13 protein-coding genes and 5 tRNA genes are annotated in these 16,079 nt (G+C 73.0%); 12 read left to right on the forward strand and 6 right to left on the reverse strand.

Annotation, left to right across the window (positions count from 1 at the left end):
* The first annotated feature begins 289 nt into the window (after window positions 1-289).
* The 8 genes from DT019_RS18660 to DT019_RS18695 all read left to right on the forward strand — a co-directional run bounded on the left by DT019_RS18660 (window position 290) and on the right by DT019_RS18695 (window position 11,008).
* Window positions 290-1,330, forward strand: a complete 1,041-nt coding sequence (locus DT019_RS18660; protein ID WP_114037981.1) for a methionine ABC transporter ATP-binding protein — start codon at window positions 290-292, stop codon at window positions 1,328-1,330.
* A complete protein-coding gene (locus DT019_RS18665; protein WP_114037982.1) occupies window positions 1,327-1,995 on the forward strand; it encodes a methionine ABC transporter permease in 669 nt (222 codons plus the stop codon). Before DT019_RS18660 ends, DT019_RS18665 begins: the two co-directional genes overlap by 4 nt.
* A gap of 69 nt (window positions 1,996-2,064) precedes the next feature.
* Complete coding sequence (locus DT019_RS18670; RefSeq protein ID WP_114037983.1) at window positions 2,065-2,928, forward strand: MetQ/NlpA family ABC transporter substrate-binding protein; 864 nt, start codon at window positions 2,065-2,067, stop codon at window positions 2,926-2,928.
* Window positions 2,929-3,112: 184 nt separating this feature from the next.
* Entirely contained in the window at window positions 3,113-3,775 is a 663-nt protein-coding gene (locus tag DT019_RS18675) for a GNAT family N-acetyltransferase (RefSeq protein WP_114037984.1), read from the forward strand.
* 106 nt (window positions 3,776-3,881) lie between these two features.
* A complete protein-coding gene (cbiE, locus tag DT019_RS18680; RefSeq protein ID WP_114037985.1) occupies window positions 3,882-5,096 on the forward strand; it encodes a precorrin-6y C5,15-methyltransferase (decarboxylating) subunit CbiE in 1,215 nt (404 codons plus the stop codon).
* Window positions 5,097-5,434: 338 nt separating this feature from the next.
* Window positions 5,435-8,737 carry a nicotinate-nucleotide--dimethylbenzimidazole phosphoribosyltransferase gene (gene cobT / locus DT019_RS18685; protein WP_114037986.1) on the forward strand — a complete coding sequence of 1,101 codons (3,303 nt, stop codon included), beginning with the start codon at window positions 5,435-5,437 and terminating at the stop codon, window positions 8,735-8,737.
* Window positions 8,738-8,904: 167 nt separating this feature from the next.
* Window positions 8,905-10,125 (forward strand): uroporphyrinogen-III C-methyltransferase, encoded by a 1,221-nt coding sequence (cobA, locus tag DT019_RS18690; RefSeq protein ID WP_114037987.1) that lies wholly within the window; start codon window positions 8,905-8,907, stop codon window positions 10,123-10,125.
* A gap of 64 nt (window positions 10,126-10,189) precedes the next feature.
* Window positions 10,190-11,008: a TrmH family RNA methyltransferase gene (locus DT019_RS18695; RefSeq protein WP_114037988.1), complete on the forward strand. Its 819-nt coding sequence runs from the start codon at window positions 10,190-10,192 to the stop codon at window positions 11,006-11,008.
* 117 nt (window positions 11,009-11,125) lie between these two features.
* Here the strand turns inward: DT019_RS18695 and DT019_RS18700 are convergent, their stop codons facing one another.
* The gene (locus DT019_RS18700) at window positions 11,126-12,331 is read right to left on the reverse strand and encodes a serine/threonine-protein kinase (protein ID WP_114037989.1); all 1,206 of its coding nucleotides are present in this window, start codon (window positions 12,329-12,331) and stop codon (window positions 11,126-11,128) included.
* Between the two features lie 194 nt (window positions 12,332-12,525).
* Between DT019_RS18700 and DT019_RS18705 the strand changes: the two genes are divergently transcribed.
* Window positions 12,526-12,804, forward strand: a complete 279-nt coding sequence (locus DT019_RS18705; protein WP_114037990.1) for a hypothetical protein — start codon at window positions 12,526-12,528, stop codon at window positions 12,802-12,804.
* Window positions 12,805-13,003: 199 nt separating this feature from the next.
* The gene (locus DT019_RS18710; RefSeq protein ID WP_114038148.1) at window positions 13,004-13,213 is read left to right on the forward strand and encodes a hypothetical protein; all 210 of its coding nucleotides are present in this window, start codon (window positions 13,004-13,006) and stop codon (window positions 13,211-13,213) included.
* A gap of 287 nt (window positions 13,214-13,500) precedes the next feature.
* On the opposite strand, the gene DT019_RS18715 is transcribed toward DT019_RS18710, so the two are convergent.
* The 5 genes from DT019_RS18715 to DT019_RS18735 form a co-directional block, all read right to left on the reverse strand.
* Window positions 13,501-13,575 (reverse strand) — tRNA-Val (locus DT019_RS18715).
* Between the two features lie 46 nt (window positions 13,576-13,621).
* Window positions 13,622-13,693, reverse strand: a tRNA-Val gene (locus tag DT019_RS18720).
* Window positions 13,694-13,739: 46 nt separating this feature from the next.
* Window positions 13,740-13,811 (reverse strand) — tRNA-Val (locus DT019_RS18725).
* 1 nt (window position 13,812) lies between these two features.
* Window positions 13,813-13,886, reverse strand: a tRNA-Cys gene (locus DT019_RS18730).
* A 39-nt stretch (window positions 13,887-13,925) separates the two neighbouring features.
* Window positions 13,926-13,998 (reverse strand) — tRNA-Gly (locus DT019_RS18735).
* 191 nt (window positions 13,999-14,189) lie between these two features.
* Between DT019_RS18735 and DT019_RS18740 the strand changes: the two genes are divergently transcribed.
* Both DT019_RS18740 and DT019_RS18745 read left to right on the forward strand, forming a co-directional pair.
* Complete coding sequence (locus DT019_RS18740; protein WP_189389717.1) at window positions 14,190-15,245, forward strand: chorismate-binding protein; 1,056 nt, start codon at window positions 14,190-14,192, stop codon at window positions 15,243-15,245.
* Entirely contained in the window at window positions 15,246-16,067 is an 822-nt protein-coding gene (locus DT019_RS18745) for an aminotransferase class IV (RefSeq protein ID WP_114037992.1), read from the forward strand.
* Window positions 16,068-16,079: the final 12 nt, after the last annotated feature.

Below are 16,079 nucleotides of genomic sequence, written 5' to 3' on the forward strand. Positions count from 1 at the left end.
TGCGACATGACCACGACGAGCAGCCGCACCCTTGCGACCGAGGCGATGACGACGCCCGGTGCTCGTTGTATGTGTCGAATGTGCGCCTTCTGAGGGCCCCCGCCAGAGCCTCGCGCCCCGAAGCGAGACCCGTCGGCCGCGCCCGATTCCGTACACCATCCACGGATTCGGCCTGCCCCGCGCACACCGTGCCCCCGGTATCCACCGATGAGGCCGAGCCGCGCCCCGAACACGTTTGCCCCGTGCCCGGCATACCCCGCGCCGCGCACTCGACAGTGACGGAAATCCTGTGATCACCACAACGGGCCTGACCAAGGTCTACCAGTCGCGCGGACGAGATATCACCGCGCTCGACGGCGTCGACCTGCACGTCCGCGAGGGCGAGGTGTACGGCGTCATCGGCCAGAGCGGCGCCGGCAAATCCTCCCTCATCCGCTGCGTCAACCTCCTGGAGCGCCCCACCTCCGGAACGGTGACCGTCGACGGCGTCGACCTCACCGCGCTGGCCGGCCGCGGCCGCCGGGCCGGCAAGGACCTGCGCCGGGCCCGCTCCCGGATCGGCATGGTCTTCCAGCACTTCAACCTGCTGTCCTCGCGCACCGTGCAGGACAACATCGAGCTGCCCCTGGAGATCCTCGGCGTCTCCGGCAAGGAGCGCTCCCGCAAGGCCCTCGAACTGCTCGACCTGGTCGGCCTCGCCGACAAGGCCAAGGCCTACCCGGCCCAGCTCTCCGGCGGCCAGAAGCAGCGCGTCGGCATCGCCCGCGCGCTGGCCGGCGACCCCAAGGTGCTGCTCTCCGACGAGGCGACCAGCGCCCTCGACCCCGAGACGACGCGCTCGATCCTCCAGCTCCTTCGCGACCTCAACCAGCAGCTCGGCCTCACGGTCCTGCTCATCACGCACGAGATGGACGTCGTCAAGACGATCTGCGACTCGGCCGCGCTGATGAAGAAGGGACGGGTCGTCGAGTCCGGCACCGTCAGCGAACTCCTCGCCACCCCCGGCTCCGAGCTCGCCGCCGAACTGTTCCCGGTGACCGGCGAGGCCACCGGCCCCGAGCGCACCGTCATCGACGTCACCTTCCACGGCGAGGCCGCCACCCAGCCGGTCATCTCCCAGCTGTCGCGGACGTACAACATCGACATCTCCATCCTCGGTGCCGCCATGGACACCGTCGCCGGCAAGCAGATCGGCCGGATGCGGATCGAACTGCCCGGCGGCTACGAGGAGAACGTCGTCCCGGTCGGCTTCCTGCGCGAGCAGGGCCTCCAGGTGGACGTGGTGGACGACAGCCAGGTGCTCGACCTGGTCGAGGAAGGTGCCAAGTGAGCTGGTCGGAAATGCAGCCGCTGCTGTCGCAGGGAACGTACGACAGCTTCTACATGGTGCTGTGGGCGACCGTCGTCACCATCGGGCTCGGGCTGCCGCTCGGTGTGCTGCTGGTGCTCACCGACAAGGGCGGGCTGCTCCAGAACCGTCCGGTGAACAAGGTCATCGGCGTGATCGTGAACATCGGCCGCTCGCTGCCCTTCATCATCCTGCTGATCGCCCTGATCCCCTTCACCACCTGGGCCGTCGGCACCTTCATCGGCCCCAGCGCCATGATCGTGCCGCTCTCCATCGGCGCCATCCCGTTCTTCGCGCGGCTCGTGGAGACCGCGGTCCGCGAGGTCGACCACGGGCTCGTCGAGGCCGTCCAGTCCATGGGCGGCGGCATCCCCACCATCGTGTGGAAGGTGCTGCTCCCGCAGGCGCTGCCCTCCCTCGTCTCCGCGATCACCACCACCGTGATCACCCTGGTCAGCTACTCCGCGCTGGCCGGCGCGGTCGGCGGCGGCGGTCTCGGCTCGGTCGCCATCACCTATGGCTACCAGCGCTTCGAGACCAACTTCATGCTCATCACGGTGGCCGTACTGATCGTGATCGTCACCGTGATCCAGCTGCTCGGCGACGGCGTGGTGCGCCTGCTCGCCCGCCGCGGCCGGACCTCCTGAACCTCCCTCACAACGGCCCGAACTCCTTGTCCGGGCGTCACACCGCACCACCGGAAAGAGGCACTTTTCGTGCGTAAGAACACCAAGATCACCGCTGCCGCCCTCGCCACCGCCGCGCTCGCCGTCGGCCTCACCGCGTGCGGCTCCTCCTCCGACCCGAAGCCGGCCGCCAAGGCGGACGGGGCCAAGGCCGACCCGTCCAAGGCGCTGGTCGTCGCCGCGTCGCCGACGCCGCACGCCGACATCCTCAAGTTCGTCAAGGACAACCTGGCGGCCAAGGCCGGACTCAAGCTGGAGGTGAAGGAGTTCACCGACTACGTCCTGCCCAACACCGCCACCGAGCAGGGCCAGGTCGACGCCAACTTCTTCCAGCACAAGCCCTACCTGGACGACTTCAACAAGAAGAACGGCACCCACATCGTGCCCGTCGTCAACGTGGAGCTCGAACCGCTCGGCCTCTACTCCCACAAGGTCAAGTCGCTGAAGGAGATCGCCTCCGGCCAGACGGTCGCCGTCCCCAACGACACCACCAACGAGGGCCGCGCCCTCCAACTCCTCGCCTCCAACGGCCTGATCACGCTGAAGGACGGCGCGGGCGCCGGCGCCAAGCTCTCCGACATCAAGGACAGCAAGGGCCTGAAGTTCAAGGAGCTGGAGGCGGCGACGCTGCCGCGCGCCCTCAACGACGTGGACGCCGCGGTCATCAACGGCAACTACGCCATCGAGGCCAACCTGAAGCCGGCCAAGGACGCCCTCGCCCTGGAGAAGGCGGACGGCAACCCGTACGCCAACTTCCTCGCCGTCAAGCAGGGCAACGAGAGCGACCCGCGCGTTCAGAAGCTCGCCAAGCTCCTGAACTCCGACGAGGTCAAGAAGTTCATCGCCGACAAGTACGCGGGCTCGGTCGTCCCCGCGTTCGGCGCCGCCAAGTAGCCCTCGCGGCACGGCAGGACGAAGGTCCCGGACACCCCGACAGGTGTCCGGGACCTTCGTCGCGACGGCCACCCGGCCATGCGCGCCGGGCGCCCGATGCTGCATGCTGTGCCTTTACGGTCCTTATAGGTTGACGGGCCACGGGGTCTTCGGGCCTTCGCGGCCCCTCACGGCGGTCCACGGCATGGAGCGGCACATGACTACCCCCCTTCCGGTGTTCCCGGACATCTCCATCAGCACGGACCGCCTGGTGCTGCGCCCCTTCGAGGACGCCGACATCCCCGCGCTGATCGAGATGATGAACGACGAGCAGGTCGTCGCCTGGACCTCGGTGCCCCACCCCTACACGACCCGCGACGCCGAGGACTGGGTCCGCCACCTCGCCCCCCGTGAGCGCACCGAGGGCCGAGGAATCGTTCTGGCGGTCACCGAGTTCCTCACCCAGCGCCTCGTCGGCATCGTCCACCTCCAGAACACCAACTGGCGCACCCTGGCCACCGAGGTCGGCTACGTCGTCGCGCCCTGGGCGCGCGGCGAGGGCTACGCCACCGAGGCCGTGCTCGCCGCCGCCCAATGGCTGTTCCGGGACCAGCGGTTCGAGCGCCTGGAACTGCGCACCGCGGCCGACAACACCGCCTCCCAGCAGGTCGCGCAGAAGATCGGCTGCATCAGCGAGGGAGTGCTGCGCAACGCCTGGATAGCGCGCACCCGGCCCGACGACGGTGTCGGCGGCTGGACGGACATCCGCACCGACCTCATCGTGTGGAGCCTGCTCCCGGAGGACCTCGAAGGCGTCGCCGACCAGCTCGCGGACGCCGGATACGCCTCCTTCACCGACTGGAACTGATCGCCGGCCACCGGCCGCACCGACGGTGCGGGGCTACCCTCACTGGTGGGCCCGGCGCCTGGACCGGACCGCCCCGACCTGCGACGAAACCTGGAGACTGACGAAGATGGCCGACCGCGTCACGGTGATCGGCTGGGACGGCTCGCCCCTCACCCCCGCGGCCACCTCCGCCCTCTCCGCGGCCACCCTGGTGGCCGGCGCCGCCCACCACCTCGCCCTCCCCGAAGTACCGGCGGGCGCCGAGCGCATCCGGCTCGGCAGCGTGAGCCTGGCGGCCCGCCGCATCGCCGGACACCGCGGCAGCGCGGTCGTCCTCGCCGACGGCGACCCCGGCTTCTTCGGCGTCGTACGCACCCTCAGGGCGCCCGAGCACGGCCTGGAGGTCGAGGTCGTGCCCGCCGTCTCCGCCGTCGCGGCCGCCTTCGCACAGGCCGGGATGCCGTGGGACGACGCCCAGATCGTCGTCGCCCACCCCCGCACCCTGCGCCGCGCCGTCAACGTCTGCCGCGCCCACCCCAAGGTCGCCGTCCTGACCTCGCCCGGCGCCGGGCCCGCCGAACTCGCGCTGCTCCTCGAAGGCGTCCACCGCACCTTCGTCATCTGCGAGGAACTCGGCAGCGACCGCGAACAGGTCACCGTCCTCACCTCCGAGAACGCCGCCGACCACGCCTGGCGCGACCCCAACGTCGTCATCGTCCTCGGCGGCGGCGGAGCGACCGAGGGCGACGGCTGGCTCGCCGGGCCCGCGCCCGGCTACCCGTCCGCGCCGCGCGGCTGGGCGCTGCCCGCCCGCGAGTACGGCGCCGGGCTCGGCCCGGGGGAGTCCACCGAGCTGCGCGCCGCCCAGCTCGCCCGGCTCGGGCCGCGCGTCGGCGACCTGGTCTGGGACATCGGCTGCGGCAGCGGCGCCCTGTCCACCGAGGCGGCCCGGTTCGGCGCCGCGGTCATCGCCGTCGACCACAGCGCGGACGCCTGTTCGCGCACCGAAACCGCCGCCCGCCGCTTCGGGGTCCAGGTCCAGGTCGTCCGCGGCAGGGCCCCGCACGTACTGGAGTCGCTGCCCGAGCCCGACGTCGTACGGGTCGGGGGCGGCGGCGCCGCCGTCGTGGAGGCGTGCGCCGACCGCAGGCCGGAGCGCATCGTGACGCACGCGGCCACCCGGGACGAGGCGGAGGCCGTGGGCGCCGCGCTGAGCGCCGGCGGATACGAGGTCGAGTGCGCGCTCATCCAATCGGTCGACCTCGACACGAGCGCCTGGTCGGAGCGCGAACGCTCGGTCGCCTTCCTGCTCTCCGGAAGGCGGAAAGAAAGATCCCTGTGACTCTTCCGGCGCGTCGCGGGGGGTAGGCTGGCCGATCGTTGTACCGCTCCCGGCCGTTCGGCGCTCCGCTCGCCAAGGGCCGGAAAAGGGGACCGCTTTGGCACCCTTCGCGGTACGGCACATCCGGGGGACGCGCAACGTGGCGCAGCCCACACGGTCCGTGGCCGAGACTGACCGCCACGGCGGCGAAGGCCCGCGACAATGCATGGTGTCGTTGATGCCTGCGGGCCGTTCGCACCGCGCGGCGCACACGTTCTGAGCGACGGTGCCTCACGCGTCCAGCGTGTGCGGCCCCGGGCGCAGGCCGAAGGAGCACTACAGATGGGCGAGGGGTACGCATGACTGACACCGGCCAGGTCCCGGGCGAGGGACTGCCGGAGAACGCAGGCATGGTGGAACAGCCGGGCGTCCCCGCTCCCGGCGCCTACACCTTCCTCGACCCCTCCGAGAACGGCGCGGACGACGACGATCTGCTCCTGATGCCGGGCGCCCAGGGCGCCTGGATCGACCCGCAGTCGGCGCCCGCCCCCGCCGCGGCCCAGGTGCCTCCGGCTCCCGGCCCGGTCGAGCCGGGCGCGCACGAGACCGGCGGCCGCGACACCGGCTCCGTCGAGCTCGGTGGCGTACGGGCCCCGCAGGCGTCCTCGGCGCCGGCCGGTCCGCCGCCCCGCCGCCCGCTCCACCTCGGCCCGCAGGTGCCGGACGCCTCCGCCGGAGTCGTCCGTTCCCTCGCCGACCGCGGCCCTGCCGGAACCCCCGCGAACCCGATGCCGACGCGCACCCAGGGTCCGCCGACCACCGGGCCGGAGTACCTGGACGTGCCGCGTGAGGAGCCCGCGGCGCAGCAGCCCGCTCCCCACCTCGGCGAGCTTCCGCCCCAGCCCGGCATGGCATGGACGCCTCAGCAGCGCACAGCGCCCCACGCGTCCCTCAACACACCCATGCCCCCTGCAGAAACGGTCGTCCCGGAGGAGTTCGCGGTCCAGGCGTCCGTTCCGGCCGCTCAGCCCCAGGCCGCCGAACAGTCGGCCGTGCCCGCGGCGCGGCCGGAGCGGCCCGCCCTGCTCGTGGACCAGCTCGTCGCCCAGCAGGCGGCGCCGCACGCCCAGCAGCAGGCCGGACCGCCGCAGCCGGTGGGCCAGTTCGTGCCGGTCGAGGGCTCGGTGCCGACCGGCCCCCACCTCGCGCCCGCACCCGCCCAGGCCGCACCCGCGCAGCCCGCATCCGTGCCGGAGGCGTCCGTTCCGCAAGCGCCCCGGGCGCAGGACGTGCCGCAGCAGGCCGCCGAACCGCTGGCCCCGGCACCCGAGCCCGTCGCTCCGGCCGCCGCAGAGCCCGTGGCCCCCGCCGCCCAGCCCGCCCCTCAGGTGGCCCAGGCGGAGCCGGTCGCACAGGCCGAGCCCGCCGGTCCGGTCGTCGAACCGGTGGCCGCCGAGCCCGTGGCGGCCGAGCCGGTCGTGGCCGAGCCCGTCGCCGAGGCGGCGCCCGCCCAGCCGGCGGCCCCGGAGCCGGTGCCCGCCCAGGCCGCCGCGCCCGAGGACGGCCCGGCCGTCGCGGCGCCCGGCCAGGCGACCACGCATGTCGCCGTTCCCGTACCGCAGCCCGCTCCCGAGGAGCAGGCCGCGCCGCGGGCGGACGTCGCGGAGCCCGCCTCCGCAGCGCCGGTGGCCGAGCCGGTCCAGGCGGCCGAGCCCGTGCTCGTACCGCAGCAGGAGCAGCACGTCGCCGCCGAGGCCCCGGTCACCGAGGAGGCGCCGCGGACCGCGCAGGACGACGAGGCGCCCGTGGCCGAGGAGCCCCTCGAAGTGATCGCCGCGCAGCGGCCCACCGCCCCGGAACCCGCGGCCGGGCCCGAGGCGTCCGCCGCGGCCGAGGAGCTCGCCGAGGTCATCGAGGCGCCCGAGCAGGCGCCCGCCGCCCCCGCCTACGACGACGCCGAGCGCGAGGCCGTCCTGCGCGTCATGCGCGAGCGCCGCGACATCCGCAACGGCTTCCGCGGCGACCCCATCCCGCACGAGGTGCTGCTGCGCGTCCTGGAGGCGGCCCACACCGCGCCCTCCGTCGGCCATTCGCAGCCCTGGGACTTCGTGGTCATCCGGTCCGCCGAGACCCGTCGCACCATGCACGAACTCGCCCAGCGCCAGCGCGAGGCCTACGCCAAGTCGCTGCCCAAGGGCCGGGCCAAGCAGTTCAAGGAACTGAAGATCGAGGCCATCCTCGAAACCCCGGTCAACATCGTGGTCACCGCGGACCCGACCCGCGGCGGCCGGCACACCCTCGGCCGCTACACCCAGCCGCAGATGGCGCCCTACTCCTCGGCGCTCGCCGTCGAGAACCTGTGGCTCGCCGCCCGCGCCGAGGGCCTCGGCGTCGGCTGGGTCTCCTTCTTCGACGAGCGCGAGATGGTGCGCGCCCTCGGCCTGCCCGAACACCTCGAAGTCGTCGCCTACCTCTGTGTCGGCTACGTCGACGAGTTCCCGGAGGAGCCGGAGCTGATGCAGGCGGGCTGGTCCAAGCGCCGCCCCCTGTCCTGGGTCGTCCACGAGGAGACGTACGGCCGCCGCGCGCTGCCCGGCGAGGACCCGCACGACCTCCTGGAGGAGACCGTCGCGGGCATCCGCCCGCTGGACGCCAAGGCGCTCGGCGAGGCCTGGGAGCGCCAGAAGCGGATGACCAAGCCCGCGGGCGCGCTCGGCATGCTGGAGATCATCTCCGCGCAGCTGTCCGGTCTGTCCCGCAAGTGCCCGCCGCCGATCCCGGAGCCCGCCGCGGTGGCGATCTTCGCCGGTGACCACGGGGTGCACGCCCAGGGCGTCACCCCCTGGCCCCAGGAAGTCACCGGCCAGATGGTCGCCAACTTCCTCGGCGGCGGGGCGGTCTGCAACGCGTTCGCCAACCAGGTGGGCGCCGAGGTCTGCGTCATCGACGTGGGCGTCGCCTCCGAACTCCCGGCCACTCCGGGCCTGTTGCCCCGCAAGGTGCGCGCGGGCACCGGTGACATGACGACCGGCCCCGCGATGACCCGCGAGGAGGCCGTCGCGGCCATCGAGGTGGGCATCGAGACCGCCCGCGACCTGGTGGCGGCGGGCAACAAGGCGCTCCTGACGGGCGAGATGGGCATCGCCAACACCACGGTGTCGGCCGCGCTCATCTCCCTCTACACGGGCGTCGACCCGGCCGAGGTCACCGGCCGCGGCACCGGCATCAACGACGAGACGCACGCCCGCAAGGTCGACGTCGTGCGCCGCGCCCTCGAACTGCACCAGCCGGACCCGGCCGACCCCATCGGCGTCCTCGCCGCGGTCGGCGGCCTGGAGCACGCGGCCCTGGTCGGCTTCCTGCTCGGCGGCGCCTCCTTGCGTACGCCGGTGATCCTCGACGGCGTCAGCACGGGAGCGGCCGCCCTGGTCGCCCGCGCGATCGCCCCCGAGGTGCTCTCCGCCTGCATCGCGGGCCACCGCAGCGCCGAGCCCGGTCACGTGGCGGCGCTGAACAAGCTGGGGCTGCGTCCGCTGGTCGACCTGGACCTCCGCCTCGGCGAGGGCACCGGCGCCCTGCTCGCCCTGCCGGTGGTGCAGAGCGCGGCCCGCGCGATGCACGAGGTCGCGACGTTCGACTCGGCGGGCGTCACCGAGAAGTAGCCCGTACGCACGAGCGGGGGCCGGGGTCAGCGACCCCGGCCCCCGCTCGTGCCACAGCACCCGCGCGCCCCTTAGGCTGTCCGCGGGACCGCGTACCCCCTCCCACCAGCCGCTTCACCGCCGCAGCGGCTCACCGCACGCCACTCCGCCCGAGGAGCACCGCCGCCATGGTCGAACACCCCGCGTACCCCGTAGGCCTCCGCCTCACCGGCCGCCGCGTCGTCGTCGTCGGCGGCGGCCAGGTCGCCCAGCGCCGCCTGCCGGCTCTGATCGCCGCCGGGGCGGACGTCACCCTGGTCTCCCCGAGCGCCACTCCTTCCGTCGAGGCGATGGCGGACGCGGGCGAGATCCGCTGGGAGCGCCGCCGCTTCCAGGACGGCGACCTCGCGGACGCCTGGTACGCCCTGGTCGCCACGGCCGACACCGAGGCCAACGCGCGCATCTCCGCCGAGGCCGAGCGCTCCCGCGTCTGGTGCGTCCGCTCCGACGACGCGACCGCCGCCACCGCCTGGACCCCGGCCACCGGCCGCTCCGAGGGCGTCACGGTCGCCGTCCTCACCACCGACACCCCCGACCCGCGCCGCTCCGCGGCGATCCGCGACGCGATCGTGGAGGGCCTGCGCGACGGCACCCTCGTGGCTCCGCAGCAGCGCACCCGCGCCCCGGGGGTCGCGCTGGTCGGCGGCGGGCCCGGCGACCCCGACCTGATCACCGTGCGCGGCCGCAGGCTGCTCGCCGAGGCGGACGTGGTCATCGCCGACCGGCTCGGCCCCCGCGACCTCCTGGACGAACTCCCCCCGCACGTCGAGGTCATCGACGCCGCGAAGATCCCGTACGGCCGCTTCATGGCGCAGGAGGCCATCAACAACGCGCTGATCGAGCACGCCAAGGCGGGCAAGGCGGTGGTCCGGCTCAAGGGCGGTGACCCGTATGTGTTCGGGCGCGGCATGGAGGAACTCCAGGCGCTCGCCGACGCCGGGGTCACCTGCACGGTGGTGCCGGGCATCTCCAGCTCCATCTCGGTGCCGGGCGCGGTCGGCATCCCGGTCACGCACCGGGGCGTGGCCCATGAGTTCACCGTGGTCAGCGGCCATGTGGCGCCGGACGACCCGCGCTCCCTGGTCGACTGGGAGTCGCTGGCGCGGCTGCGCGGCACCCTGGTGATCCTGATGGGCGTCGACAAGATCGGCGCCATCGCCGAGGCCCTCGTCACGCACGGCAAGGACCCGGCGACGCCGGTCGCACTCGTCCAGGAAGGCACCACCGCGGCCCAGCGCCGCGTGGACGCGACGCTGGGGAGCGTCGGCGAGGCCGCCCGCGCCGAGGAAGTGAAGCCCCCGGCCGTCATCGTCATCGGCGACGTCGTCGCCGTGAACTCCCGCCCGTAACCACCGGTAACGGATCTCCGTCCCAGCCGTTGGCACCACACCCACGACAAGGCAGTATCACCCTGTGGCCGATCTCATCACCGTCGAGGACCCCGACGACCCCCGCCTGCGCGACTACACCGGCCTGACCGACGTGGAACTGCGGCGCCGCCGCGAACCCGCCGAGGGCCTCTTCATCGCCGAGGGCGAGAAGGTCATCAGACGGGCCAAGGACGCCGGGTACGAGATGCGCTCGATGCTCCTTTCGGCCAAGTGGGTCGACGTCATGCGGGACGTCATCGACGAGCTCCCGGCGCCCGTGTACGCGGTCAGCCCGGACCTCGCCGAACGTGTCACCGGCTACCACGTGCACCGCGGGGCGCTCGCCTCCATGCAGCGCAAGCCGCTCCCGGCCGCCGAGGAACTCCTCACCACCGCCCGCCGGGTGGTGGTCATGGAGGCGGTCAACGACCACACCAACATCGGCGCGATCTTCCGCAGCGCGGCCGCCCTCGGCATGGACGCGGTCCTGCTCTCCCCGGACTGCGCCGACCCGCTGTACCGCCGCTCGGTGAAGGTCTCCATGGGCGCGGTCTTCTCGGTCCCGTACGCCCGCCTGGAGTCCTGGCCCAAGGGCCTGGAGACGGTCCGCGAGGCGGGCTACCGGTTGCTGGCCCTCACCCCTGACGAGAAGGCCTCCAGCATCGAGGAGGCCGCCCCGCACAGACTCGACAAGGTGGCCCTCATGCTGGGCGCGGAGGGCGACGGCCTCTCCACCCAGGCACTGGTCGCCGCCGACGAATGGGTGCGCATCCCGATGGCCCACGGCGTCGACTCGCTGAACGTGGGCGCGGCGGCGGCGGTCGCCTTCTACGCGGTGGCCACGGGCCGCCCGACCACCTGAAGCCCGGCCCCGCGCCCCTGGCCCGGGGAGCGCGGGGCGGTGACCTCGTGCGGCTCCGCCGCGCGGGCGCGACCAGCCGTGGCGAGTCCCACCGGAAACAGGCTCCCGGCAGGGCCCTCAGAACTGCTTGACCGCGGCGATCCCCAGCAGAACGATCAGCGTGACCAGCACGAACACGGTGAGCCGCTGCCGCAGCAGCCGGGGGTTGGCGGGCCGCAGCCCGCCCAGGGTGCGCGCCCCGGGCCGCGTGCCCGGACGCCCGCCGGAACGGGAGGGGGTGCCGCGCGACCCGCCGGGACGCGAACCCCCCGTGCGCGGCGCCGAGCCCGGACCCGTACGGGCCCCGGACCGGGGCCCCGGGGAGGAACCGGTACCCCGCCCCGCCTCCGTGTACCGCTGGGTGCGGTCGTCGAGCCGCCCCGTGGGCCGCTCGACCTCGACGCGCTCGCGCTGGGCCGGCGGCCGTACGTCCGCGCCCTGCCCGTGCAGACCGCCCTGGGCCTCCCGGGCGGCGATCTCCTTGAGCCGCATCGACAGCTGGAGCGTGCTGGGCCTCTCCTCCGGGTCCTTCGCGAGGCACGCCCGCACGAGCGGCGCCAGCGCGTCCGGGACCCCGCGCAGCTGTGCCTCCTCGTGCACCACGCGGTAGAGCATCACCTCGGAACTGCCGTGCCCGAAGGGCGAGTCGCCCATCGCGGCGTACGCCAGCGTGGCGCCGAGCGAGAAGACGTCGGTGGCCGGGGTGACGGCGGCGCCGCGCACCTGCTCGGGGGCGAGGAAGCCGGGGGAGCCGACGGCGGTGCCGACGTGCGTGAGCGTCGAGGCGCCGGTGGCCCAGGCGATCCCGAAGTCGATGATCCTGGGCCCCTTCGGGGACAGCAGGATGTTGGACGGCTTGAGGTCCCGGTGGACGACCCCCGCCTCGTGCACCGCCACGAGCCCCTCGGACAGCGCGGCCCCGATGGCGGCGGTGTCGGCGGCCGCCAGCGGACCCTCCTCGGCGACCTTGTCGTGCAGCGAGGGGCCGGGCACGTACTGGGTCGCGAACCAGGGCCGCTCGGCCTCCAGGTCGGCGGCGACCAGCCGGGCCGTGCAACCACCCCGGATGCGCCGCGCGGCCGAGACCTCGCGCGCGAACCGGGACCGGAACTCCTGGTCCTCGGCGAGGTCGGGCCGGATCACCTTCAGCGCCACCCGCTGCCCACGCCGGTCGGAGCCGAGGTACACGACCCCCATGCCGCCCGCGCCGAGCCGCCGGTGGAGCCTGAACGAGCCGACGACACGCGGGTCCTCGCGCCGGAGCCGCATCATCGCCATTTTCATCCCCGCTGCCAGTCCTGTTGACGTGGCACAGCTTACGTACCCGTCGCCCGGTGTGCTCATAGGCCGCGCCCTCGCGGCCCGGCCGATTGTCAGTGCCGGGTGGGAAACTTGAAGAGTGGTCAGCAGCCCGTGGATCCAGGGCCGCTGACCCGTGCGAGATCTCAACGGTCCGTCGCAGAAGGGGGTTTGGATCTATGAAGGGTGACCGCGTGGAGATAGTGGTGGACGCGGGGGACACGACGCGGACGTACGAAGTGGTGGCCAGCAGGGCGGGGCGCAGGGTGGAAACGGCGGTCCGTCGCGGGGTGGTGGAAGTGAGCGAAGTCACGCGCAGCGGCACCGTCGTGCGCACGGCCCGCTTCATGGCCACCCGGGTGCTCGCCCTGGTGGAGCAGCCCGTCCCCAGGGAGGACGCGGGGGAGACGGAGGCCCGTGCCCAGAGTCGACCCCTCCGGGAAGACCCCAAGGCGTAGGGGGCCGGTCTCCACCCAGGGGAGTAGGCGAGGGGGTGACGGCTCATCCCCTGGGAGGCCAGCAGATAGGTACGAGGGCATGACGTCCGCCGCCGCGCGGATCCCTACTGTTGAAGACAAGCGGCGGGTGGTGCACTCGTCCCCCGAGGTCAGACACCCGCCGCTGTCGACCGGTTCCATGAGCGAACAGGAGAGGACCATGGCGGACACGGCCGCGCGGACGATCATCCGCACGCGGGGACGCAGGGCCTACGGCGCCGCGTTCGGTGCCCGCCCTTCCGGCCCGCGCCACCCCTTGGTGGCGACGGCCATGGTCCTCCCTCTGGCGGCCCTGCTCGTAGTCGTCTTCGGCGGCTGGGACGCGGTGGTCACACAGGCGTCGTCCGTGGGCGTGATGCTGGGGCGCTGAGCGGCGCCCCGGACCCGGTAGAGCGGACCGGGTCGGGGACATCCGGCCATTACAGCCCCGTGGGGACGGGGGTGCGGCGGACGGCAGTAAAAGGCGTTGCCCGATCGGCTGGGGAGCCGATCGGGCAACGCCTTTTTGGCCCCGGGTCGCAACTGGCCGTCCGGACGCGGCCGTTCGGCCCCGGCGAGGCAGGTGCACCCCTGCCGGAGCCAGAGCTCCGGGCGCGCGCGGTCTGCCCGTACGGAACGACGGAACCCCCGGCCTTCGAGAAGGCCGGGGGTTTCGGGTGGTGCGCGATACTGGGATTGAACCAGTGACCTCTTCCGTGTCAGGGAAGCGCTCTCCCGCTGAGCTAATCGCGCGGGACGGTCCCACACCTTACCGGACCGGTTACTTCGTGTTACTGCGTGCGCGATACTGGGATTGAACCAGTGACCTCTTCCGTGTCAGGGAAGCGCTCTCCCGCTGAGCTAATCGCGCGGGACGGTCCCACACCCTACGGGACCGGTTACTTCGTGTTACTGCGTGCGCGATACTGGGATTGAACCAGTGACCTCTTCCGTGTCAGGGAAGCGCTCTCCCGCTGAGCTAATCGCGCTTGGAGGTGGAGACGGGATTTGAACCCGTGTAGACGGCTTTGCAGGCCGTTGCCTCGCCTCTCGGCCACTCCACCAGGAGTGCATATGAGGGGTCGGGAAGATCCCCCACATCGAGCGGACGACGAGATTCGAACTCGCGACCCTCACCTTGGCAAGGTGATGCTCTACCAACTGAGCCACGTCCGCTTGTCGTTTCCGTTTCGCTTGCGCGTCCCGGCGACGTGTTGAACTCTAGCGGATTCCGGGGCCAGTACAAAAACGCGTTTGTGCAGCGTGCTGCGTTGCGCCTGGTCCGGACCCCTGCCGGGGTGCGGCCGGGTGTTCGCCTCCAGGTCACTCAGGGGCACCCCACCTGCACCGGCTCTAGACTCGCAACCGTGCACGACCTCGCTCCTCTGGCCCGCTTCGGCCGGCTCGTCGCCTCGGACCTGCGTGATGTCACCAGCGACCCCGAGGCCCTCGACTCCACCGGCTTCTGGGCCGTCTCCGCCGACTTCGAGGGCCGCCTCGTCTGCGCCCGCTTCGCGGACGTCCGCACCGCGCCGGTCCCCGAGCCCGTGCCCGGCGCCTGGCGCGGCCCGGCCGCCCACGACTGGACGTCCTCCCTCGACCGCGCCGCGTACACGGCCGGGGTGCGCCGCATCCGGGAGTACATCGCGGCCGGCGAGGTCTACCAGGCGAACCTCTGCCGGGTGCTGACCGCGCCGCTGCCCGACCCCGCCGCGGCCGACGTGGACGCGCTGACCGCGCTGCTCGCCCGCGGCAACCCGGCGCCCTACGCAGGAACGATTCGGCTGCCCGCGCACGGGGTGGGGATCGCCACCGCCTCGCCCGAGCTCTTCCTGCGCCGCACGGGGCGCACCGTGGAGTCCGGGCCCATCAAGGGGACCGGGCGGACCGCGGCCGATCTCCTGGAGAAGGACCACGCCGAGAACGTGATGATCGTCGACCTCGTCCGCAACGACATGGGGCGGGTCTGCGCCACCGGCTCGGTGAGCGTGCCCGAGCTGTGCGCGGTCGAGGCGCACCCCGGCCTCGTCCACCTCGTCTCGACGGTGCGCGGCGAACTGCGTGAGGGCGCCGGGTGGCGGGACCTGCTCGCGGCCACCTTCCCGCCGGGCTCCGTCACCGGGGCGCCGAAGTCCAGCGCCCTGCGGATCATCGAGGCCCTGGAGACCGCGCCGCGCGGCCCCTACTGCGGCGGCATCGGCTGGGTCGACGCCGACCGGGGCACCGCCGAGCTCGCTGTCGGCATACGGACCTTCTGGGTGGACCGGGCGCGCGGTGTGCTGCGCTTCGGCACCGGAGCGGGGATCACCTGGGGCTCCGACCCCGAGCGGGAGTGGGCGGAGACCGAGCTGAAGGCCTCGCGTCTCCTGGCGGTAGCGTCGGGCGAACATGCCCACAGCGGGCACAGTGGAAGGACCGCGTAAATGCAGATCTGGGTCAATGGCGCACTGCGGGACGCCGATGCCGCGCAGGTGTCCGTCCTCGACCACGGGCTCACCGTGGGCGACGGAGTCTTCGAGACGGTGAAGGCGACCGCCGGAAGCACCTTCGCGCTCACCCGCCACCTCGACCGGCTGACCCGCTCGGCCCGCGGGCTCGGGCTGCCCGACCCCGACCTCGACGAGGTGCGGCGCGCCTGCGCGGCCGTCCTGGCCGCGAACCCCGTGGCGCTCGGCCGGCTGCGGATCACCTACACCGGCGGCCTCTCGCCGCTCGGCTCCGACCGGGGGGACGCCGGGCCCACCCTGGTCGTCGCGCTCGGCGAGAGCGCCCGCAGGCCCGACACCACCGCGGTGATCACCGTCCCGTGGACCCGCAACGAGCACAGCGCCGTGGCCGGCCTGAAGACCACGTCGTACGCGGAGAACGTCGTCGCCCTGGCCCGGGCGCACGCGGCGGGTGCCTCGGAGGCCCTCTTCGCGAACACCGCGGGGCAGCTCTGCGAGGGCACCGGCTCCAACGTCTTCGTGGTCGTCGACGGCCGGCTGCACACCCCGCCGCTCGCCTCCGGCTGCCTGGGCGGGATCACCCGCGCACTGGCGATCGAGTGGACCGGCGCCCACGAGACGGTCCTTCCCCTGGACGTCCTGGAGAGCGCCGAGGAGATCTTCCTGACCTCCACGCTGCGCGACGTCCAGGCCGTGCACCGGGTCGACGGGCGGCAGTTGAGCACGGCGCCCGGCCCGGTCACCACGAAGGCCATGCGGATCTTCGACGAGCGGGCCGGATCGGATCTCGACCCGTAATGCTGGTGACGG

Source organism: Streptomyces sp. SDr-06, from assembly GCF_003324565.1.
Taxonomy (GTDB): domain Bacteria; phylum Actinomycetota; class Actinomycetes; order Streptomycetales; family Streptomycetaceae; genus Streptomyces.

What these genes read in the sequence shown, in the direction of transcription:
- DT019_RS18675 (WP_114037984.1), top strand. Translation starts at nt 3,113, where the DNA reads ATGGAGCGGCACATGACTACCCCCCTTCCGGTGTTCCCGGACATCTCC.
- cbiE (WP_114037985.1), top strand. Translation starts at nt 3,882, where the DNA reads ATGGCCGACCGCGTCACGGTGATCGGCTGGGACGGCTCGCCCCTCACC.
- cobT (WP_114037986.1), top strand. Translation starts at nt 5,435, where the DNA reads ATGACTGACACCGGCCAGGTCCCGGGCGAGGGACTGCCGGAGAACGCA.
- cobA (WP_114037987.1), top strand. Translation starts at nt 8,905, where the DNA reads ATGGTCGAACACCCCGCGTACCCCGTAGGCCTCCGCCTCACCGGCCGC.
- DT019_RS18700 (WP_114037989.1), bottom strand. Translation starts at nt 12,331, where the DNA reads ATGAAAATGGCGATGATGCGGCTCCGGCGCGAGGACCCGCGTGTCGTC.
- DT019_RS18705 (WP_114037990.1), top strand. Translation starts at nt 12,526, where the DNA reads ATGAAGGGTGACCGCGTGGAGATAGTGGTGGACGCGGGGGACACGACG.
- DT019_RS18710 (WP_114038148.1), top strand. Translation starts at nt 13,004, where the DNA reads ATGGCGGACACGGCCGCGCGGACGATCATCCGCACGCGGGGACGCAGG.
- DT019_RS18745 (WP_114037992.1), top strand. Translation starts at nt 15,246, where the DNA reads ATGCAGATCTGGGTCAATGGCGCACTGCGGGACGCCGATGCCGCGCAG.